This window comes from Sphingomonas sp. LM7 (assembly GCF_002002925.1).
GTDB lineage: Bacteria > Pseudomonadota > Alphaproteobacteria > Sphingomonadales > Sphingomonadaceae > Sphingomonas.
In genome coordinates this window covers 370,719-390,815 of record NZ_CP019511.1, presented here as the reverse complement: position 1 = coordinate 390,815, position 20,097 = coordinate 370,719, and the positions used below count along the sequence as shown (strand labels likewise).

The 20,097-nt window shown below is 66.1% G+C and carries 25 protein-coding genes and 1 other RNA gene; 6 read left to right on the top strand and 20 right to left on the bottom strand.

The features are described from left to right. Nucleotides 1–49 precede the first annotated feature (49 nt). From BXU08_RS01835 to BXU08_RS01825, 3 genes are all read right to left on the bottom strand, one after another. Nucleotides 50–478, bottom strand: coding sequence for a chemotaxis protein CheW (locus BXU08_RS01835; protein ID WP_077508210.1), 429 nt, complete (start codon nucleotides 476–478; stop codon nucleotides 50–52). Further along, nucleotides 478–2,796 (bottom strand): chemotaxis protein CheA, encoded by a 2,319-nt coding sequence (locus BXU08_RS01830; RefSeq protein WP_077508207.1) that lies wholly within the window; start codon nucleotides 2,794–2,796, stop codon nucleotides 478–480. The genes BXU08_RS01835 and BXU08_RS01830 overlap by 1 nt, the downstream gene beginning before the upstream one ends. 74 nt (nucleotides 2,797–2,870) lie before the next feature. Continuing rightward, nucleotides 2,871–3,095 carry a hypothetical protein gene (locus tag BXU08_RS01825; RefSeq protein ID WP_077508204.1) on the bottom strand — a complete coding sequence of 75 codons (225 nt, stop codon included), beginning with the start codon at nucleotides 3,093–3,095 and terminating at the stop codon, nucleotides 2,871–2,873. 165 nt (nucleotides 3,096–3,260) lie between these two features. Here BXU08_RS01825 and BXU08_RS01820 point away from each other — a divergent pair, with 165 nt between their 5' ends. After that, nucleotides 3,261–4,175, top strand: coding sequence for a hypothetical protein (locus BXU08_RS01820; RefSeq protein ID WP_077508201.1), 915 nt, complete (start codon nucleotides 3,261–3,263; stop codon nucleotides 4,173–4,175). Here the strand turns inward: BXU08_RS01820 and BXU08_RS01815 are convergent. Further along, complete coding sequence (locus BXU08_RS01815; RefSeq protein ID WP_077508199.1) at nucleotides 4,172–4,816, bottom strand: histidine phosphotransferase family protein; 645 nt, start codon at nucleotides 4,814–4,816, stop codon at nucleotides 4,172–4,174. The genes BXU08_RS01820 and BXU08_RS01815 overlap by 4 nt on opposite strands. A gap of 75 nt (nucleotides 4,817–4,891) precedes the next feature. Beyond that, nucleotides 4,892–5,038, bottom strand: coding sequence for a lmo0937 family membrane protein (locus tag BXU08_RS19450; protein WP_150125379.1), 147 nt, complete (start codon nucleotides 5,036–5,038; stop codon nucleotides 4,892–4,894). A gap of 230 nt (nucleotides 5,039–5,268) precedes the next feature. Between BXU08_RS19450 and BXU08_RS01810 the strand changes: the two genes are divergently transcribed. Continuing rightward, nucleotides 5,269–8,118, top strand: coding sequence for a TonB-dependent receptor domain-containing protein (locus BXU08_RS01810; RefSeq protein ID WP_077508196.1), 2,850 nt, complete (start codon nucleotides 5,269–5,271; stop codon nucleotides 8,116–8,118). 69 nt (nucleotides 8,119–8,187) lie between these two features. On the opposite strand, the gene BXU08_RS01805 is transcribed toward BXU08_RS01810, so the two are convergent. After that, nucleotides 8,188–8,595, bottom strand: coding sequence for a M67 family metallopeptidase (locus BXU08_RS01805; protein ID WP_077508194.1), 408 nt, complete (start codon nucleotides 8,593–8,595; stop codon nucleotides 8,188–8,190). A gap of 19 nt (nucleotides 8,596–8,614) precedes the next feature. On the opposite strand from BXU08_RS01805, the gene BXU08_RS01800 reads away from it, so the two are divergent. From BXU08_RS01800 to mtgA, 3 genes are read left to right on the top strand one after another with little or no spacing between them, the layout of a single operon-like run. Beyond that, the gene (locus BXU08_RS01800; RefSeq protein ID WP_077508191.1) at nucleotides 8,615–9,568 is read left to right on the top strand and encodes an RluA family pseudouridine synthase; all 954 of its coding nucleotides are present in this window, start codon (nucleotides 8,615–8,617) and stop codon (nucleotides 9,566–9,568) included. 51 nt (nucleotides 9,569–9,619) lie between these two features. After that, the gene (rpoH, locus tag BXU08_RS01795) at nucleotides 9,620–10,525 is read left to right on the top strand and encodes an RNA polymerase sigma factor RpoH (protein ID WP_077508188.1); all 906 of its coding nucleotides are present in this window, start codon (nucleotides 9,620–9,622) and stop codon (nucleotides 10,523–10,525) included. Nucleotides 10,526–10,572: 47 nt separating this feature from the next. Next, nucleotides 10,573–11,361: a monofunctional biosynthetic peptidoglycan transglycosylase gene (mtgA, locus tag BXU08_RS01790; RefSeq protein ID WP_077508185.1), complete on the top strand. Its 789-nt coding sequence runs from the start codon at nucleotides 10,573–10,575 to the stop codon at nucleotides 11,359–11,361. Here the strand turns inward: mtgA and BXU08_RS01785 are convergent, their stop codons facing one another. The 10 genes from BXU08_RS01785 to BXU08_RS01740 all read right to left on the bottom strand — a co-directional run bounded on the left by BXU08_RS01785 (nucleotide 11,362) and on the right by BXU08_RS01740 (nucleotide 17,666). Next, complete coding sequence (locus tag BXU08_RS01785; RefSeq protein ID WP_077508182.1) at nucleotides 11,362–11,646, bottom strand: hypothetical protein; 285 nt, start codon at nucleotides 11,644–11,646, stop codon at nucleotides 11,362–11,364. A gap of 70 nt (nucleotides 11,647–11,716) precedes the next feature. After that, on the bottom strand, nucleotides 11,717–12,040 hold the full coding sequence (locus tag BXU08_RS01780; protein ID WP_077508179.1) for a YbaB/EbfC family nucleoid-associated protein: 324 nt from the start codon (nucleotides 12,038–12,040) through the stop codon (nucleotides 11,717–11,719). Further along, nucleotides 12,037–13,659: a DNA polymerase III subunit gamma/tau gene (locus BXU08_RS01775; RefSeq protein ID WP_077508176.1), complete on the bottom strand. Its 1,623-nt coding sequence runs from the start codon at nucleotides 13,657–13,659 to the stop codon at nucleotides 12,037–12,039. The genes BXU08_RS01780 and BXU08_RS01775 overlap by 4 nt, the downstream gene beginning before the upstream one ends. A gap of 238 nt (nucleotides 13,660–13,897) precedes the next feature. Further along, complete coding sequence (locus BXU08_RS01770; protein ID WP_171982385.1) at nucleotides 13,898–14,104, bottom strand: type II toxin-antitoxin system ParD family antitoxin; 207 nt, start codon at nucleotides 14,102–14,104, stop codon at nucleotides 13,898–13,900. Nucleotides 14,105–14,174: 70 nt separating this feature from the next. Further along, an RNA gene (gene ffs, locus BXU08_RS01765) (signal recognition particle sRNA small type) lies at nucleotides 14,175–14,272 on the bottom strand. Nucleotides 14,273–14,342: 70 nt separating this feature from the next. After that, nucleotides 14,343–14,624 carry a hypothetical protein gene (locus BXU08_RS01760; RefSeq protein ID WP_077508170.1) on the bottom strand — a complete coding sequence of 94 codons (282 nt, stop codon included), beginning with the start codon at nucleotides 14,622–14,624 and terminating at the stop codon, nucleotides 14,343–14,345. Between the two features lie 80 nt (nucleotides 14,625–14,704). After that, on the bottom strand, nucleotides 14,705–15,130 hold the full coding sequence (locus tag BXU08_RS01755; protein WP_077508168.1) for a low affinity iron permease family protein: 426 nt from the start codon (nucleotides 15,128–15,130) through the stop codon (nucleotides 14,705–14,707). Between the two features lie 39 nt (nucleotides 15,131–15,169). Then, the gene (locus BXU08_RS01750) at nucleotides 15,170–15,505 is read right to left on the bottom strand and encodes a 2Fe-2S iron-sulfur cluster-binding protein (RefSeq protein WP_077508165.1); all 336 of its coding nucleotides are present in this window, start codon (nucleotides 15,503–15,505) and stop codon (nucleotides 15,170–15,172) included. Next, nucleotides 15,502–16,593 (bottom strand): cysteine desulfurase family protein, encoded by a 1,092-nt coding sequence (locus BXU08_RS01745; protein WP_077508161.1) that lies wholly within the window; start codon nucleotides 16,591–16,593, stop codon nucleotides 15,502–15,504. The genes BXU08_RS01750 and BXU08_RS01745 overlap by 4 nt, the downstream gene beginning before the upstream one ends. Continuing rightward, on the bottom strand, nucleotides 16,590–17,666 hold the full coding sequence (locus BXU08_RS01740) for a cysteine desulfurase family protein (RefSeq protein WP_077508158.1): 1,077 nt from the start codon (nucleotides 17,664–17,666) through the stop codon (nucleotides 16,590–16,592). Before BXU08_RS01740 ends, BXU08_RS01745 begins: the two co-directional genes overlap by 4 nt. A 92-nt stretch (nucleotides 17,667–17,758) precedes the next feature. Here BXU08_RS01740 and BXU08_RS01735 point away from each other — a divergent pair, with 92 nt between their 5' ends. Continuing rightward, a complete protein-coding gene (locus tag BXU08_RS01735; protein ID WP_077508155.1) occupies nucleotides 17,759–18,415 on the top strand; it encodes an alpha/beta hydrolase in 657 nt (218 codons plus the stop codon). 57 nt (nucleotides 18,416–18,472) lie between these two features. Here BXU08_RS01735 and BXU08_RS01730 read toward each other — a convergent pair whose 3' ends face one another. Genes BXU08_RS01730 through BXU08_RS01720 form a run of 4 tightly spaced genes read right to left on the bottom strand, consistent with a single transcriptional unit; the run spans nucleotide 18,473 to nucleotide 20,014 of the window. Next, a complete protein-coding gene (locus BXU08_RS01730; RefSeq protein ID WP_077508153.1) occupies nucleotides 18,473–18,691 on the bottom strand; it encodes a DUF2093 domain-containing protein in 219 nt (72 codons plus the stop codon). An 8-nt stretch (nucleotides 18,692–18,699) separates the two neighbouring features. Next, nucleotides 18,700–18,870: a hypothetical protein gene (locus tag BXU08_RS19710; RefSeq protein ID WP_171982384.1), complete on the bottom strand. Its 171-nt coding sequence runs from the start codon at nucleotides 18,868–18,870 to the stop codon at nucleotides 18,700–18,702. Then, entirely contained in the window at nucleotides 18,867–19,046 is a 180-nt protein-coding gene (locus BXU08_RS01725) for a hypothetical protein (RefSeq protein WP_077508150.1), read from the bottom strand. The genes BXU08_RS19710 and BXU08_RS01725 overlap by 4 nt, the downstream gene beginning before the upstream one ends. Beyond that, a complete protein-coding gene (locus BXU08_RS01720) occupies nucleotides 19,046–20,014 on the bottom strand; it encodes a threonine/serine dehydratase (RefSeq protein ID WP_171982383.1) in 969 nt (322 codons plus the stop codon). Before BXU08_RS01720 ends, BXU08_RS01725 begins: the two co-directional genes overlap by 1 nt. Nucleotides 20,015–20,097: the final 83 nt, after the last annotated feature.

Genomic DNA, 20,097 nt, shown 5'->3' with positions numbered 1-20,097 from the left:
TTCATCATAGTGCGGCAACAGGTGTAAGCGCCGCGTTAATCGGACAAAATCAGTTAAGCGCCGCCGAATAGCCCGGCACCAGCGCCGCAAGGTCGATCGCCAGGATCGGCTCGCCGTCGCGTTCGACGATCCCCCGTCCCGCGCGCTGCCACGCCACGTCCAGCGCAACTCCGCCGGCCAGCGGCAGCAAGTCGAACGGCGCGACATCGTCCAGCGCATCGACGAGCATCGCATAATGATGCCCCTCGACATGGGTGATCACTGCGCGCCGCGCCTGGCTGGAGCTTTCGAGCCCCAAAGCAGTGTGGGTATCGACCACGGTCACCACGCGGCTGCGCAGCGCGGCGAGCCCGCGGACATGTTGCGAGGCGCGCGGCACCTGGGTGACCTCGCCGATATCGACCACCGATTCGACTTGGTCGGAATCGATCGCGACGGCGCGTCCCGCCACCTGGGCGATGAGATAAAGGTGCGACATCAGCGGCCCTTCCCGGCCACACGGGCCTCGAGCGCGGAGAGCAGCCCCGCACGGTCATAGCGATAGACGCTGTCGTCGCCCGCGCCCGCCGACGCGCGGCGGCTGCGCAGCCGGACGACCGGTGCGGTCGCGGCGAGTTCAGGCGGTGCGGCCTCGGACGACAGTACCACCGCCGGCAGCTCGCCGGTGGCCAGCTGCGTGACGACGCGATAGCCCGCGGTCTCCAGCAGCGGCCGCACGAACGATGCCATCCAGCCGTCCTTGTCGCCTGCGATCAGGCAGAGCGGCGCGGTTTCCTCGCAATCGCGATCGGCATGTTCGTCGAACACCCACAGGATATCGAGCAGTTCGACCTGCTCGCCGTCGATCAGCGCGACGCCGGCAACCGGCCCCGGCTCGCGCGCGGGCACCAGTTCCTCGGGCAGCTGGATGATGTCCAGCGCCTCGTCGATCGCGTAGCTGACTTCGTTGACGCCGTCCTTGAGGCGCAGCACGTTGAGCCGCGCACGGCCCTCGATCTTGCCCTGCGCGGCGAGCGGCAGGATGCGTCCGTCGATCGTCACGCGGAAACGGCCGGCAGCGAAGCGCACGCAATCGCCCTCGACTTGCTCGACGCGATCGACTGCCGCCAGCGGCACTGCACGATGCGCGCCGTCCAGATCGCGGAACAACAGCGCCGGGATGCCCGGTGCCGCTTCGGCTTCCTCGAGCTCGTCCTGGTTCTGCTCGTCGTCGCGATGGAAATTGAGCCCGGCGATGCTGGCGATCCCGGCGCAGTCGAGCAGCAGCATCGGCAGCCCTGAATCGGGCAATGTCTGTCCCGCGTAGACGCCGGTAGACATCACTGCGGGCGATGCCGGCTTGATCACCAGCTCCTCATTGTCGAGCACATGATCGGCGGCGAGCGCGTAGCTGCCTTCGCCGACATTGACGATCGAGATCATCCGCGGCCCGATCGTCGCGGCGCGCTCGATGCCGAGCACTTCGCACAGGTTGAGCAACGGCATCCGGCGTCCGCGCAGGCTGAGCACCTGCGCGCCGCCGACCGTGTCGATCCGGATCGCGCCGCCATGGTCGGAAACGATCTCCTCGATCGCCTGGCGCGAGATCGCGAAGCGCTGTCCCCCTGCCCCGACGACGATCGCCGAGATGATCGACAGCGTCAGCGGCACATGGATCGCGAGGCGCAGCCCCTTGCCCGGCGCGCTGTCCAGCTCGACGCGGCCGCCGATCTGCTCGATCGCGGCACGGACGATGTCCATGCCCACGCCGCGGCCCGAAACGTCGCTGACTTCGTCCTTGCTCGAAAGCCCTGCCTCGAAGATCAGCTCCAGCTTGCCGCGCTCCGAAAGCGCGCGCAGCTTGGCCTCGTCGCGGCCGTTGGCGACGAGCTTGCGGATCAGTTTGTCGGTGTCGATCCCGCGGCCGTCGTCGGTGATCTCGATGATGATCTGGTTGCCCGACTGGCGTGCCGAGACGACCAGCCGGCCATTCTCGCGCTTGCCCGCGCCGCGGCGTTCCAGCGGCGATTCGATGCCGTGATCGATCGAATTACGGATGATGTGGACCAGCGGGTCGCGCATCATCTCGATCATCTCGCGGTCGAGCTCGACGTCCGAACCCTCGACATGGAGCAGCACCGACTTGCCCAGCCCCGCCGCGGTATCGCGCACCATCCGCGGCAATGCCGAGAACAGCGCGTCGATCTTCTGCATGCGGGTCCGCGTCACCGTATCGCGCATCTCGCCGACCGTCAGCGAAAGCCGCTCAAGCGCCGCCTCGATCGTCGGATCGATGTCGCCGCCGCGCAGCCGCCGCGCCAGCTCGTTGCGCGCCAGCACCATGTCCGACATGCCCGACATCATCCGGTCGAGCAGGTCGACGCCCAGCCGCACGCTGCGCGCCGGCGCGCGGTGCAGCCCGGGGATATTGGTCGGCGCGACTTCCTCGGCGCCCTTGGCCAGCGCCGCGATCAGCAACTCGTCGCCATGATCAGGAAGGCTGGTGCCCGAATCGATCGCCTCGACCAGTTCGCCGATCCGATCGACCACCGCGAGAACCGCATTGACCAGCGGCCGATCGGGCGATCGCAGGCCCTCGCGGACCTGGGCGAGTACGTCCTCGGCGGAATGGCTGAGGCGGCCCAGGCGCGGCAGATCGAGGAAGCCGCAGCTTCCTTTTACGGTGTGCACGAAGCGAAAGATCGCATCCAGCCGCGCGCGATCCTCGGGATGCGCTTCCCAAGCGACGATCTCGCCCGAAAGCGCCTCGAGCGTCTCGCGCGTCTCGGCGATGAATTCCTGAACCAGATCGTCCATGGTGCCCCGAAGCAAATTTGCGGGGCCACTCTGCGGCAGCGGTGGTTAAAAGGGCGTTAGTCCCCGCGCGTGGCTCAGAAAGAGAAGCGGCCCAGCATCGCCATCGCCCGGGCGATGCTCGCAAAGGGCTTCGCGCACGCCGCATGATAGCTGCCGCTCATATCTGCGCTGTCGGCATGGTCCGGGAAACGGACTTCCTCGACGGCATGATGCGCGAGGATCGGCGCCTGGCAGCTCTTGCATGCCCGCCGGGGCGCGTCGCCCCAATGCGGGCCAAGCGGGTTCGAATCGAGAAACATGGGCGCGACTCCGGGAGGGCAAACCCCGAGGAGACCCCGCGGATAACCCCGACGCCAAGCTGCTGAAAATCCCTAGGGGTTCGTTCGCGCTACGTTCGCGATAGGTTGCGCCTTGCGAACCGCGAAAACCGCCTGCTATCCTCCTGCCATGCCGCGGACAGCCCGATGATCGATTGGCGAAAGCTGTTCGCGTTGCCCCGCCGTGAGGCGTCCGACGGCCCATTGGACGAACCCTATCGCGTGTATACCCGCGACCATGATGTCGAACTCCACGCCGCGGACATCCCCGGTCGACTGGCGAGGGTCAGCCCCGATAAGCGCGAATGGCGCGATGATGAGGGTAATGGCTGGCGCAATGCCGTGCGCCTGGCCGAGCACTTCGCTGATCTCCAGACGCCGGACGACTCCGCCATCCGCGCGCATCTCGGCAGCGATGCCGCCGAATTCGCCGTCAGCCTTCTAATCGACCAGTCGGGATCGATGAAGGGCGAGCCGATCGCGGCAGTGGCCGGTGCCGTACGCGCCTTCGAAGCAAGCCTGTCGGCCGCCGGCGCGCGCACGGAAATCCTCGGCTTCTCCACGGCTGGCTGGCATGGCGGGTACGCTCGGCAGGCGTGGCTTCGCGAAGGGAGGCCCCCGCGTCCTGGACGGCTCTGCGCGCTGCTCCATATCGTTTACAAATCGGCAGGGGAGCGCGTCTGGGCGACACCGTCACAGGAGGCGATGCTGCATCCCGATCTGCTGCGTGAGAATGTGGACGGCGAGGCGCTGGACTGGGCCATTGCGCGCCTCACCGCGATACCCGCGCGGCACAGGCTGCTGATCATCTTGTCCGACGGCGCGTCGGTGGACGATTCCACGCTGATGGAAAACGGCCCGTCCTATCTCGAACGAAGCCTTTTTCAAACGATCGCGCGGATCGACAGTGACAAGCGAATCGTCCTTGGCGCGCTGGGCATCGGCTACGCAGTCGATCGCTATTACCGGCATGCACAGGCCGCCAGCATCCAGACGATTCTACGGGATCTGACGGCGCTGTTGGGGTCGCTCGCGTCGCGCTCTCACGCCGCCGCTGACTAGCCGACCCGGAAGCTCGCTCCGAACAGCAGCACGTCCGAATCAGGCGGGCTCACCTGAAGCGTGCCGCCACCCTGCACCACCAGCGCATGCGCGAGGAACGCCGCCGCCGCCCGCGGGGTGACAGGCATGTCGTCCTGGCCGCCCGCAAGCGCACCGCGAAGCTCGGAATCGAGCACGATCCGTGGCCCGTCAGCGCGCACGACGATCTCGATCGATCCGTCGACGATCTCCGCGCCGATATCGAGCTGGCCGCCGCGGATCAGCGCGTCGCCGCCGATCAGCGCGAGGTTGAGCAGCACCTTGATTGCCTGCTTGGGCAATACCGGGTCCTCGACCATCCAGCCGACCTTGACGCGATGGTTCTCGCCGAACAGCCCCTCGATCGCCGCCTGCGCCTCGCGCGTGTCGACGGTCTCGCCAAAGCCTCCCGCTGCGCCGAAGGCGAGGCGGAAGAACTTCAGCTTGTTGGCCGATGCCTTGGCGCTCTCGCTGAGAAGCTCCAGGCAGCGCGCGCGCATCTCCGGATCATGCTCGTCGGCAAGCAGCTCCAGCCCGTTGTTGAGTGCGCCAACCGGACTCAACAGGTCGTGGCAAAGCCTTGAACACAAAAGGCTCGCGAAATCGGTCGGGCTGATGTTCAAGGATTTTGGCTCCGGTTACCCCAGCGCCTCTTTGGCGCAGCCGCGAGGTCGCTGCAAGCTGCGCCGGCCGTGGCGCTAGACGACGCGACGGCCCGAGAACAGCTGGATCAGCCCGACGACGAGCGCGATGACCAGCAGGATGTGGATCAGCCCGGCGCCGACATGGAAGGTGAAGCCGAGCAGCCACAGGATGACGAGGATGACGACGATGGTCCAAAGCATCTCAGGCACTCCCTTTGTTATGGGAGGGCAACGAGGCACGGGGGCGAAACGTTCCCGCTTTTGCGCCATGAGGCAGTTCTGAGCTTTTGTAACACCAAAGCCACACCGTCGCCGGGATCGTATCGGCCGGTGCCGTCCCCCATTGCGCAAGCGCCGCCCGTTTGTTTCTCTACTGTTACAGAAACCACGAAACAGGATGTCGCGAACGGCCTTTAACGGAGGATCGATTCATGCGCGAGATCAGGGTTTGGAAGAATGTCGGCGTCGCGACTGCAGCGCTCGCCGCGGGACTTGCCGCGATACCGGCACAGGCACAATCGGCCCCGCAAACCGACGAGCCTGCCGTCACCGAAGACATCGTCGTCACGGGATCGCGCATCCGGCGCAATCCGCTCGATCAGGACAAGCCCGTGGTCATGGTCGACGAGGCGGCGATCGCCCGCACCGGCCTCAGCTCGGTCGCCGATGTCCTCCAGCGCCTGCCCAGCGCGGGCGGCGGCCTCAATACCAAGGTCAACAACGCCGGCAATATCGGCGGCCCGCCCGACGGCACCGGCGTCAGTTCGGGCTCGGCGGAGATCGACCTGCGCTATCTCGCCGCCAAGCGCACGCTGGTGCTGGTCGACGGCCTGCGCTTCGTCAACGGATCGGCGGCGGGCGGCATTCCCGCCTCGGTCGATCTCAACGCGCTGCCGACCAGCATGATCGAGCGGATCGAAGTGCTCCAGTCGGGCGCATCCCCCCTCTATGGCACCGATGCGGTGGCCGGCGTGATCAACATCATCACCAAGCAGTCGCAACAGGGCCTGCGCGCTTCGGCGCAGTTCGGCACCTATCGCGCGGGCGACGGCCATACCCAGAATTACGAGGCGAGCTACGGCATCCAGTCCCTGGATACGGGCTCCTCGCTGGTGTTCGGCGGCTATTATACCAAGCAGGAAGGCGTGAGCACCGCGGACCGCGACATCTCGCAATTCCCCACGCCCGGCGCCACCAGCTGCGCCGCGGGCGGCTGTTCCAGCGCGACGCCCAACGGCCGCTACGACGTGCTCGGCCAGAGCCTGACCCTGGCCACCCCGGTGATCGGGCGCCGCCCGGTGCTCGCCGACTATCGCAATTATTCCTCGGCAACCGACTCGTTCAACTTCGCGCCGTTCAACTATCTGCTGACGCCGTCGGAGCGCTATGGCGGCTTCTTCAACTTCAAGCAGGAGCTGGCCGAAAACGTCAATCTGCGCGCCAAGCTGGTCGCCAACCATCGCCATTCGACGACCGAGGCGGCGTTCCTCCCGCTGTTCGTCGGGCCGGACGCGGGCAACGGCAATCTGCTCGACACGATCTCGATCGACGCGACCAACCCGTTCAATCCGTTCGGCGTCACGCTCTCCTCGGGCGCTGGCGGCACCCCGGCCAATTACTCGACCGTGCGCCGCCGCTTCGTAGAGGCCGGGCAGCGGGTGTTCACCCAGGATGTCGACACCATGTCGGCCACCGTCACGCTCGACGGGTCGTTCGATGTCGGCAGCCATAAATGGTATTGGGACATCAACGGCGTCTACGGGATCAACGACGCGCATCAGGTCTTCACCGGCAACGTCAATGCCGCCAACCTCGCCCGCGCGCTGGGCCCGGTCGCGGCCTGCACCGGCGCCTGCGTGCCGTTCAACATCTTCGGGGGCGCCGGATCGGTTACCCAGGCGATGCTCGACTATGTGACCTTCGACGAACGCGACAAGAGCAAGCAGCGCCTGTGGGACTTCACCGCCAATGTCTCGGGCGAGCTGTTCGACTTGCCCGGCGGCGCAGTCGGCGTCGCAGTCGGCTATGAGCATCGCGATCAATATGCCAGCTACGATCCCGATCCGATCATCGTCGCCGGTCTGGGCGCCGATGTGCCGACCAGCCCGGCGCGAGGCGGCTTCAACGTCGACGAATTCTACGGCGAGATCCGCATCCCGCTGTTCGCAGGCAAGCCCTTCTTCCACTTGCTCGAGCTCGACGGCGCAGTGCGACACTCGAACTATTCGTCGTTCGGCAGCAACACCACCTTCACGGCCTCGGGGTTGTGGAAGCCGGTGCCCGACCTGCTGTTCCGCGGCGGCTATGCCGAGAGCCTGCGCGCGCCGAGCATCGGCGAGCTCTATGCCGGCCCTTCGCGCTTCGACGCGACGATCGACGATCCGTGCACCAGTGCTGCCGGCGGCTCGTTCCAGACCAACCCCACTGTCCGCGCCAATTGCATCGCCAATGGCGTTCCCGCCAGCGGCAGCTACGCTGAACCCACCGGGGGCCAGCTCGGCGTGTTTTCGCAGGGAAATACCACGCTTCTACCCGAAACCGCGGAGACCTGGACCGCGGGCGGAGTCTACAGCCCCAGCTGGGCCACTGGCAGCTTCGCCAGCGCGCTGAACCTCGAAGTCAATTGGTACAGCATCAAGCTGACCAACGCGATCGACTCGGTCCCCGCAACGCTCACGCTCTCGCGCTGCGCGTTCAATGCCGATCCGGTCAGCTGCGCCGCGATCACGCGCACCGGAAGTGGCACGATCGCTTCGATCAATGCGCGCCTGCTCAACCTCAATGCGATCGAGACCTCGGGAATCGACTGGACCGTCAATTTCCGCTCGACCGAGTTCGGCGGCGGAACCGTGGGGCTCGCCGTCAACGCGGCGCATCTGATCAAGTACAACATCGTGCCGCCGTCGGATCTCAACGCGCCGACGCAGGAATATGCCGGAACCGAACGCGGCAGCCCCGATCAGGCCTATCCCAAGTTCAAGCTCAACGGCACGATCGACTGGTCGGCACGCAGTTACGGCATCTCGTTCACCGGCCGCTACATCGCCGCGGTCGACGAGCGCGACGGCGTCCACCGCATGGGCAATGTGTTCTACGGCGACGTCCAGCTCTATCTGTCGCCCGGCTGGATGGATAACCGCCTGCGGCTCACTGCCGGCGTGAACAATGTGTTCGATCGCGATCCGCCGCAGTGCTTCACTTGCGACAGCGCCAATTTCGACCCGACGACCTACGATCTGCCGGGCCAGTTCGGCTATGTGCGCCTTTCCTACGGCTTCTAGGGCCGGATGAAGCGAAGAGGGCCCGGGTGGCGACACCCGGGCCCTTCGAGCATAGCAACGCGGCCAAGGTTATTCGGTCAGATCGAACGGCATTGCATCGAACCGGCCGTGCAACGCCCCGCCCTCGCCCGCCCGCCACAAGCCCGCCGTCTCGCCCGCAACGATCAGCCACAGCTTGCCGTCGGCCGCCGCCATTGCCGCATCGGTGATCGAAGGCGTCGCATCGCCGCTGGGATGCGAATGCCAATAGCCGATAATCTTCGGCCCGCCCGCCCGCTCGGCCCTCAGCGCCGCGAACAGCGCCGACGGGTCGATCTCGAAGCGTCGTTCGGGGTCTTCCGCCACGTTTTCAGCGGCTTGCCAGCCCGTGATCGCGTCCTCGCCGCCAAACAGCAATCCGCACGCCTCGCGCGGGGCAAGATCGGCGGAAATCCGTCGAATACCGATCAGTACAGATCTTGAAACATGCGTTCCCATCCCCATCTAGCCCTACAGAATGGACCGGGGGGTTACTACACTCGAAGCGCGGATTACGGAGGCCGCGAATGGCTGGCGGCTCGACCGTGCGCTCGCCGACGCTCTGCCTGCGCTTTCGCGCGAACGGCTGAAGGCGCTGATTTCCAGCGGCGCGGTGACCGGACCCGAAGGTCTCGTCCGCGATCCTGCCAAGAAGGCGCCCGGCGGCGCGCTGTTCAGCATCGCCGTGCCGGACCCGACGCCGGCGCATAACGAAGCGCAGGACATCGCACTCGATATCGTGTTCGAGGACGAACATCTGATCGTGATCGACAAGCAGGCCGGGCTGGTCGTCCATCCCGCGGCGGGCAATCTCGACGGAACGCTGGTCAACGCGCTGCTCCATCATTGCGCGGGGCAGCTCTCGGGGATCGGCGGCGTGGCGCGCCCCGGGATCGTCCACCGGATCGACAAGGATACTTCGGGTCTGATGGTGGCCGCAAAGACGGACCGTGCCCATGTCGGGCTCGCCGCGCAGTTCAAGGCGCATACAATCGACAGGCGGTACAAGGCATTGGTCGCCGGCCGCGTGTCAACTTCGGCAGGTACAATTTCCGCGTCTCTCGGGAGATCGTCCACAAACCGCAAGAAAATGGCCGTGGTCCGCGAAGGAAGTGGAAAACACGCGGTCACGCATTGGAACATGATCCGATCGTTGCGCGACGCCGCCCTCGTAGAATGTCGTCTCGAAACCGGGCGGACGCATCAGGTTCGCGTTCACATGGCGTCGATCGGCCATCCGTTGCTCGGGGACCCGGTCTATGGGAGCGCGCGTCCGGTCCATCGGGCAGTTCTGGCAACGCTGGATTTCCGGCGACAGGCCTTGCATGCGGCCCATCTGGGGTTCATTCACCCTGTGAAAAGCCACGCTTTGGCATTCGATAGCGAAATGCCTGCAGATATGCAGGAACTGTTCAATAAGCTCATCGTATGATTTTCGTGGCGCAACCCGTGCGGTACTGCGCCCAGTGAAGGGAGATTGATCATGGCAAATGGCAGCAACGTCCCCGCGACGATTCCTGCACTCGGCGGCGAGGCGAGCCTCAACCGCTATCTGTCGGAGATCAAGAAGTTTCCGATCCTCGCGCCCGAGCAGGAATATATGCTCGCCAAGCGCTTCGAGGAGCATGGCGACGCCGATGCGGCTGCGCAACTGGTCACGTCGCATCTGCGACTCGTGGCCAAGATCGCCATGGGCTATCGCGGCTATGGCCTGCCCGTGTCCGAGCTGATTTCGGAGGGCAATATCGGCCTGATGCAGGGCGTGAAGAAGTTCGAGGCCGATCGCGGCTTCCGCCTGGCGACTTATGCCATGTGGTGGATCCGTGCGTCGATCCAGGAATTCATCCTGCGCAGCTGGTCGCTCGTGAAGATGGGCACCACTGCGGCGCAGAAGAAGCTGTTCTTCAACCTGCGCCGGATGAAGGCCAAGCTCGACGCGTTCGAGGATGGCGATCTTTCGCCCGAGCATCTTACCAAGATCGCCACCGATCTCGGCGTGACCGAGGACGAAGTCACCTCGATGAACCGCCGCATGGCGATGGGCGGGGATACTTCGCTCAACGTGCCGGTGCGCGAGGATGGCGAGGGCCAGTGGCAGGATTGGCTGCAGGACGACAGCCAGCTCCAGGACGAGGCAGTGGCCGAGGCTCAGGAGGCCGACGTCCGTCACTCGATGCTGGTCGATGCGATGGACGACCTCAACGAGCGGGAGAAGCACATTCTCACCGAGCGTCGCCTGACCGACGATCCCAAGACGCTCGAAGAGCTCAGCCAGGTCTATGGCGTGTCGCGCGAGCGCGTCCGCCAGATCGAGGTTCGCGCCTTCGAGAAGCTCCAAAAGGCGATGATGCGCTTGGCGGGTGAGAAGCGGCTGCTCGCAGCCTACTAACGACGAAGCGGTTGCGTTGAACGTCGCGCCCCGCCAATCGTGCCCTTATGGGTGACGAACGGCACGACGATCCGACGCAACCGCGCAGTCCGCAGGCGACGACGCCTGTCGATGCGCCCGAGCCTGCGCCCGAGCCCCGTCGCCCTCGCAAGCCCTTGTGGCGCAGGGTGCTGGTATGGATCGTCAAGGCGATCCTGGTCTTCCTCATCGGCTCGATGCTCTGGGTCGCGGCGCTACGGTTCATCAATCCGCCGATCACCTTCACGATGATGGGCGACATCGTCGCCGGCCACGGCGTAACCAAGCACTGGATGCGCTTCGATCGCATCGACTCGAGCATGGCCCGCGCCGCGATTGCCGCCGAGGATTCGCGATTCTGCGAGCATAACGGCTTCGACTACAAGGCGATCGCCGCCGCCGCCGCGCGCAACGCCACTGGCAAGAAGCGCATTCGCGGCGGATCGACGATCAGCCAGCAGACCGCCAAGAACGTCTTCCTGTGGCAAGGCGGCGGCTATTTCCGCAAAGGCCTGGAGGCCTATTTCACGCTGCTCATCGAGAATATCTGGGGCAAGCGGCGGATCATGGAAGTCTATCTCAACGTCGCCGAGACCGGGATCGGAACGTACGGCGTCAATGCCGGCGCGATGCGCTATTTCAAGCACGATGCCTCGCGCCTCTCGCAGCGGGAGGCGGCGCTGATCGCTGCAGTGCTGCCGCTGCCGAAAAAGCGCGCCGCGATCGACCCCAGGGGCTTCACGCGGCGCTATGGCAATTCGATCAATAAGCGGATCGGCGTCGTCCGCGGAGACGGGCTAGACGCCTGCCTGCGCTGACTATTCGACCTTCTTGGCGGCATCCTTCGCGGCACCACCGACATCCTTCGCGGCATCGCTCACGCTACCGGCGGCTTCGGTAACCGCGTTGGTCTTGGCGTTCTCGCGGTTGTTCTGGTTGTACAGATAGACGCCGCCGATCACCAAGGCGATCAACAGCACGAGCCCGACCAGCAGCCCGCCACCGCCACCGCGCCGCTCGACCACCACCGTGCTCGGGCTGCTGGTCTCGGTAACGCGCTCGGCGGTGACGCCATCGGTACGCTCTACAATTCGATCGGCCATGAAAACTCACTCCCTCGATTACGTGATCGCACGAACCGAGAGGCTGGGCCGATTGTTCCGCCTGCGACGATCAGAAGGGCAGCTTGAACCCCGGCGGCAGCGGCAAGCCGCTGCTCATTTTCGACATTTCGGTGGCCGAAGCCGCATCTGCCTTGGCCCGCGCATCGTTGAATGCCGCGGCGACCAGATCCTCGAGCATACCCTTCTCGGACGGGGCGAGCAGCGATTCGTCGATGTCGATTCCAATCACCCGGCCCTTGGCGCTCGCCTTGACCTTCACCAGCCCACCGCCCGAAGCGCCCTCGACTTCGATCGTGTCGAGATTGGCCTGTGCCTTGGTGAGTTCGGCCTGGACGTTCTGCGCCATCGCCATGATGTCTTCGAGGCTCTTCATGCCTGATTACTCCGTACATTGTTCCAGCCGATCAGCTCGGCATCGGGAAAGGCTTCCATCGCAGCGGCGACCACCGGCGAACCCAGCACCGCCGCGCGTTCTGCGGCTTCGTTCGCCGCCGCCTGCTCGCGCAGCGTCGGCGCGCCTGCATCGTCAACGCACTTGAGCCGCCAATTGACCCCGGTCGCGTCGCGAAGCGCGGTGCCCAGTTCGCGGATGAAGTCCTGGGGCAACTCGCGCGCCGCACCGAATTCGAATTCGGATCCGTCGAACTTCACCGGCCGCAGATAATCGCGCACCTGCTGCGCGAGCTGGAAACGCTTCGCGGCCTCCAGACGGGCAGCCAGTTCGGCAATACTCGACGGCATCGCCGGTTCGGCAGGCTTGGCGGGGGCCGCGGCAGGCGCGGACACGCTCACGCTGCCGCTGGCGATCTGCCGCGCCAGTTCGCCCGGATCGGGCAGCTGCGAGGCGTGGATCACCCGCAGCAGCGCCATTTCACAGGCTTCGATCGGCAGCGCCGCCTTGGCGACTTCGTCATGCCCGCGCAGCAGCAGCTGCCACAGCCGGTGCAGCGCGGGGAAGGACAGGCCCGCCGCCCAATCCTGCAGCGCCTTCAATTCTTCGGCCGACTGGCCTGCGCCGGCATCCGTGCCGAGCTTCGCCAGCGTCACGCCATGCACTGTCTCCAGCAGCGTGCGCAGCACCGCCTGCGGATCGACACCCAGATCATATTGCCCGCGCAGCGCCGCGAGCGCACCGAGCGCATCGCCCGCGAGCAGCAGCCCGAACAACGATCGGATCGCCCCGCGGTCGGACAGTCCGAGCATCGCCCGCACCGCCTCGGCGCGCACGCCGCCGCCTTCCAGGCCCGCATGCGCGATCGCCTGGTCGAGGATCGACAGCCCGTCGCGCGCCGATCCCTCGGCCGCGCGCGCGATCAGCGCCAGCGCATCGGGCTCGGCTTCGACGCCCTCGGCCTGGGAGACGCGCGCAAAATGCCCTGCGAGCATTTCCGCCGGGATCCGCCGCAAGTCGAAGCGCTGGCACCGCGACAGCACGGTCACCGGCACCTTGTTCACCTCGGTGGTGGCGAACAGGAACTTCACATGCGCCGGCGGCTCCTCGAGCGTCTTGAGCAGGCCGTTGAACGCGGCCTTGGACAGCATATGGACTTCGTCGATGATGTAGATCTTGTAGCGCGCCGACACCGCCGAATAGCGCGACGCCTCGATGATCTCGCGGATATCGTCGATGCCGGTATGGCTCGCGGCATCCATCTCGATGACGTCGATATGGCGCCCCTCCGCGATCGCGCGGCACGGCTCGCACACGCCGCACGGATCGATCGTCGGCCCGCCCTGCCCGTCCGGCCCGATGCAGTTGAGCGCCTTGGCGATCAGCCGCGCAGTCGAGGTCTTGCCGACTCCGCGGACTCCGGTGAGCAGGAAGGCATGGGCAAGCCGGTCGCGCTTGATCGCGTTGCCCAGCGTCGTGACCATCGCATCCTGCCCGATCAACTCGGAGAAGGTCTGCGGGCGATACTTTCGCGCAAGGACGCGATACGCCTCCTGCTTGGGCTGGGGCGGTTCGTCGAGGCCAAGGAGGGAATCGGACATCGACGCCTATGTAGGCTGGCGGGCGCAGCTTGTCGAAGGATCAGGGCAAATGGCGAAGCGCGTCCATCCGCTCATGGAGCACGCGCTGAATGGTGATCGTGTCGCCAATCGACCGATAGAGATCAGGTGACTGCCATTTCGCAATCGGCGATAGCCGCTGGCGCGATGCCCCAACGCTCTTTCGTAAGGTGATACATGGCTTCCAGATCTCGGCCGGCTTGGACCGAGATGACGCGCCTCACTTGATCCAGCGCTTTCGAGGGTCGATCCCGCTCGCCTCGCCCTCTTCAAGTGCCTTTGCGAGTTCCAGCGTCATTTCCCGGCTGTCATCCAACTGTGCGCTGATCAGATCGCGCAGGTAATCCGCGACATCTGCGTAATCGGAATCGCGCGCACGCGCTTCAAGCCTCGCCTGCATTTCGTCGGGAAGCTGTAGCTGGATCATCGCCCTGTGTAGCTGGATCATCGCCCTGTGTGGAACGTCGGCATTCGCGGACTGCAAGTCAACGCGCACCAATGGTGGGAGCCGGAACGACCCGCGGCGAAATCGTTGTGGCTGCTTCCTTCCGGATCTGACCAGGTTGGCGACGACCACGTCCGCCCGACTCCCGCGGCGCATATGGGCGAAGTGTTTCGGCTAGGCAAGGGCGGGAGCGCCCGATTTGCGCGCTCCCGTCTTCGCATCACCGATAGGCGCGTACCTTGCGGCAAACGCGGACGCGATGACCGTTGCGCCATTTGCGGCTGCAGACTGTGCGGGTATAGGCCCGACGGTGGCGGCGGCGGTCGTACCGGCGTTCGTCGCGGTTCCAGCGGCGGCCATCCTGCGTGGTGATCGCAGTGGCACTGGCGGCGAAGGCGGCCGCCGTAATCGCGCTGGTCGCCGCCGGCGCCGCAGAGGCCGATGCGGCCGGAACCGCCAACAAGGCTGCAGCCGCCGCTGCGACGAGGGTCAGAATCTTCATGCGCACTCTCCCGATTCCCAGGGTAAACCCCTAGGTCCATTGCAATCCCGAAACGGCAGGTTGGTTCCGTGTGCCGCGAGTCAGTGCGGCCGATCGTCGCGACCGGTGGTGACGACGCTCTTGCTGCGCCGCTCGGCGAGCACCTCTTCGGCCTTGTCGCCGGTGATGCGCAGGGCTTCGAGCTCGGCCTCGCTCTTGCTTTCGATGCCCATCACTTCGTCGCGCGCACCTTTGAGGCCGTGGATCAGCTCATCGATCTTGAAGTGGAGCGCCGCCTCGTGCCGCTTCTGCTGATTGAGCACCATCTGGGTGAGCGTGATCGCCATCACCGACAGCACCAGCGTGAGTACCTCGGTCGCCTCGTCGCCGATCGGCAGCAGGAACCAGGAGAGGCAGAGAACCACCACGACGATCTGCGCCATCGGATGCGCGGCGAGATTGGCGACGCTATCCGAGATGCGGCAGCCGATTACGTACAGGGTCTGGCGGATCGTCTGCTTCGGCACCGCGTGGAAACGAAGCAGGTCCGAGCCCGTTCCGGCGGCTCAGCGCCCCTGCATGTCGCGGTGTTGGGGCGGCATGCGCACGGTCAGACCGTCGAGATCGGGAGTCAGCAGTATCTGGCAGGCGAGCCGGCTGGTCCGCGCCGCGCCGACTGCGAGATCGAGCATATCCTCTTCCTCCTCGCTCGCGCGTGGCAGTTTGGGAAAGTCTTCCGCGGCGACGAGCACATGGCAGGTCGAGCACGACATCTGCCCCTCGCAAGTGCCCTCCAGCGGCTGACCGGCATTCTGCGCCACGTCGAGCAGGATGGCGCCATCGGCCGCCTCGGCCTCACGGGTCTCGCCGCCATCGGCACTGACGAACCGCACCCGGATCATGCCGCGACCTTCTGCGATCGCGCCGCGGCGGTGATCCGGTCGAGCGCCGTCATCAATTCCTCTTCGCTGGTGGTCCGCCCCAACCCCAGCCGGATGCTTGACCGCGCCTCGCCGTCGCTCAGCCCGATCGCGCGCAGCACATGACTCGGCCGACCGGATCCGCTCGCACAGGCCGATCCCGCCGAGAAGGCGATATCGCGCAGGTCGGACATCAGGCGCGCAACGTCGAGCCCGTCGCGGCGAAGGTTGAGATTGCCGTGGTAACGCTCGTCGCGCGATCCGTTGAGGTTCCAGTCGCTGCCCATATGCGCCAGCGCGGCGCGAAACAGCTGCTCGGCATGGGCATGATCCGCCCCGAAGCGCTGCTTGGCGAGCCGCGCCGCCGCGCCGAACCCAGCGCATAGTGCCGGCGACAGCGTTCCCGATCGCCCGCCGGGCTCCTGCCCGCCGCCGTGGAGCAGCGGCTCCAGCACGACGCCGTCGCGTATCCACAGCGCGCCGACGCCCTTGGGCCCATGGATCTTGTGCGCCGACACCGCGACCAGATCGCAGCCCTGGGGGATCAGCACCCGGCCATAGCCCTGCACTGCGTCGCACAGGAACAGCGCCCTCGCTGCTTTCGCCAGCTCGGCAAGCTGCTCGACCGGCTGGATCGTGCCGATCTCATTATTGACCAGCATCGCCGCGACCAGCCCGGTGCCCGGCCGGATCGCCGCGCGCGCCGCCGCGAAATCCACCAGCCCATCGCTTCCTACCGGCAGCACCGTTACTTCGCGGCCCTTACGCGCTTCCGCCGCAACCGTGTCGAGCACCGCGGCATGCTCGGTCGCCAGCGTGACGATCGGTCCCGCCGTGCCCTTGACCGCCCAGTTGAGCGCTTCGGTCGCGCCGCTGGTGAAGCTCACCGTTCCGCCGTCGGGCATCAATGCTGCGACATCTTCGCGCGCGACCTCGACAACTGCCTTGGCGGCACGCCCCGGCGCATGCGCAGAATGCGGATTGGCGTGCTGGCTCTCAAGCCAGGGCAGCATCGCGGCGAGCGCCTCTGGCGCGAGCGGCGTGGTCGCCTGATAATCGAGATAGGTCATGCCGCACGCGTCCGCGCTTCGTCGGCGGTCCTGCACCACACTTCGGCGAAGCGCACCACTTCCTCTTCGGTCGTGGACCGACCGAAGCTCACCCGCACCACTTCGCGAAGCGCAGGGTCCTGCCAGCCCATCGCCGAAAGCACATGGCTCGGCCGCATGCTGCCCGACGAACAGGCGCTGCCTGCGGAAACCGAAATTCCACCTAGGTCTAGCCGAATCAACTGCGCCGCCGCCGACACGCCCGGCATCCGATACGCGCCGATCAGCGGACTGCGGGGGCTGGCTTCGCCTACCAATTCGGCTCCGGCACTGCGGATCGCCTGCTCCAGCCCGTGCCGAAGCTGCGCCATCCGCGCCAGATCCTCCGGCTCGCCGACCGCTGCGGCATAGCCGAGCGCACCCGGCAGATTCTCGGTGCCGGCGCGATAACCCTTCTCCTGCCCGCCCATCGGCAGCAGCGTGCCAAAATCACGCACCAGCAAAGCCCCGATCCCCGGCGGCCCGCCGCGCTTGTGCGCGGAAACCGCGACAAGATCGGCATGGCGCAGCACCGCCTCGTCGGCCCGCGCCGGCATCTGCGCGGCATCAACCAGCAGAATGCCGCCGGCGGCGTGCACCAATTCGGCGATCGCCGCGATCGGCTGGCGCACCCCGGTCTCGCTGTTCGCCCATTGCACGCAAAGCAACGTGCGGCCCTTGCCTTCGAGCGCCGCCCGCAGCGCGGCGAGATCTAGAATGCCGTTTCCGTCCACCGGCAGCACCTTGGCGCCTTCAGAATGCCGCAGCACCGAATCATGCTCAACTGCAGAGATCAGCCGATGCTCCGCCATCGATCGCGTCAGCGCCAGATGCAGCGACTCGCTCGCGCCGGAGGTGAGTACCAGCTCGTGTGCCCAGCCATAGGCTGCCGCGATGCGCGCCCGCGCCGCCTCCAGCGCCGCCCGCGCCGCCCGCCCCTCGGCATGCGGCGACGACGGGTTCGCCCAGCGTGCCATGCCCTCGATAACCGCCGCAACCGCGGCTTGGGTCATCGGCGTCGTCGCGGCATGGTCCAGATAGATACGGTCGGCCAAGTTGGTTCCAATTGCGTGAAGGGCGGCGGTGCCTATATAGCGCGCAACTCCCCGCGCTCCACTGCGCGCCCCATTTTCAAGGCAGGCTTACATTGCCCGAAGTAATCTTCCCCGGTCCTGAGGGCCGCCTCGAAGGCCGTTTCGCTCCCGCTCCGCGTCCGCGCGCGCCCGTTGCGATGATCCTCCACCCGCATCCCAATGCGGGCGGCACGATGAACAACCGCATCGTTCAGGAGCTCTACAAGACCTTCCAGCGCCGCGGCTTTGCCACGCTGCGCTTCAATTTCCGCGGCGTCGGCAAGAGCCAGGGCACGTTCGACAATGGCATCGGCGAACTCAGCGACGCGGCCTCGGCGCTCGACTGGGTGCAGAGCTTCCACCCCGAAGCCTCGACCACTTGGATCGCCGGCGTCAGCTTCGGCGCGTGGATCGGCATGCAGCTGCTGATGCGCCGCCCCGAGATCCGCGGCTTCATCTCGGTCGCCCCGCCGGCGAACATGTATGATTTCAGCTTCCTTGCGCCCTGCCCGTCCTCGGGCATCATCATCCAGGGCGAAGGCGACGAAGTCGCCACTCCGGCCGCGACTCAGAAGCTGGTCGACAAGCTGCGCACCCAGAAGCACATCACGATCCACCACGACACGATCCCCCAGGCGAACCATTTCTTCCAGGACGAAATGGAGCAGCTGATGGGCTCGGTGGACCGCTATCTCGACATGCGGCTCGACCCTAACTCGCCGATTCGCTGAACGGACCAGACCGTCGCCCCGGCCTCGTGCCGGGGCCGACAAACCTGAACCGCCGTCTCAGCCCTTGAGTAGATTCTGCGCGCCGCCAGCCTGCGCTGCAGCGCTTGCCTCCTCGGCGCCGCGATACGCTTCCTGATAGGCGACGCTCCAATATTTGAGGTCCCTCAGCGCGATCTTGTCGCCGCTGACCGCGCACAGCACATAGCCGCCGCGATGGACCACATGCAGGTCGGGTGTGTCGTAACGAAGGATGGCGAGGCCGGCCGAATCGAGCATGGCGCGCCCTATAGCGACCAGATCAGCAGATTGCCCAGTAGCACCAGCGCGCAGACGATCATCAGCACGCCTTTCTGACGGTCGCCGCCGCGCCAGGTGCGCACCCCGCCCCAGACCAGCGCGAACATCGCGACCACCGCGATGCTCAGCAGGATCGGATTGAGCTGGGGATCGATCATCGCACGATCAGCCAGATCAGCACGGCGATCGCCAGCCCGACGCCGACGAAGCCCGCAATCACCTTGGGCTCGCCGCGATAGATCAGTCGCAGGAAATACCACAGGAACAGCCCGAGCCCGCGTGCGCCGACGCTCAGCACATTGGCCATCACGGCGCCGAATCGCGTTTCCTTCATCAGTCCCTCGATCCCAGCACCGCCGCATACGCGTCCGGATCGGCATTGCCGCCCGACAGGATTACCAGCAACCCCGGTTTCGCCTCGACCTTGCCCGCGAGCAGCGCCGCCAGCGCCACCGATCCGCCCGGTTCGAGCACCAGCCGCAATTTCGACGCCGCCCAGCGCTGCGCCGCGCGGATCTCCGCCTCGCTCACGGCGATGCCCGCAGCGCCCCGCCGGCTGAGCACGTCGAAGGTCAGCGGCGACACTTCTCGAGTCTGCAGCGCGTCGCATGCCGTCGGCGGCGGATTATCGCCCACCGGCTCGATCCACCCCGCTTCCAGGCTGCGGCGCATATCGTCCCAGCCCTCGGGCTCGACTACGGTCACCTCGGCGTCAGGCAGCGCCAGCGCCAGTCCCGCCGCCAGCCCGCCGCCGCCGCACGGCACCACCACGTTGGCGGGATCGGGCAGCTTCATCTCGACCATCTGGGTCATCGCCTCGATGCCGGCGCTGCCCTGCCCTTCGATGATCCACGGATCGTCAAAGCTAGGTACCAGCGCCGCGCCGCGGGCGTGCGCGAGATGCGCGGCGATCTTCTCGCGGCTTTCGCTCGCGCGATCATAGCGGACCACCTCGGCGCCCAATGCCAGCGTCGCGTCCAGCTTCACTCTCGGCGCGTCGGCGGGCATTACGATCACCGCCGGAATGCCCAGCCGCTTCGCCGCCCAGGCGATTCCCTGCGCATGATTTCCCGACGAGAAGGCAACCACGCCCCGTTCACGCGCCGCAGCGTCCAAAGCGGTAAGTCGATGCCAGGCGCCGCGGATCTTGAAGGCGCCAATCGGCTGCAGCGATTCGGCCTTGAAGCACACCGTCGCCCCGCGAATTTCCGCTGTCAGCAGAGGGGTTTGCGGCAAGATTGCTGCGACCTTCGCTGCAGCGTCACGCACCCCGGCGCGGGTAGGCTGTCGTACAATCGTCACACTTCATCCCCGCCGTACAATTCCGGATATCGAATCACTTTACACGCGGGAACCTCGCCCCTAAATGCCGCCTTCCGCTGCCC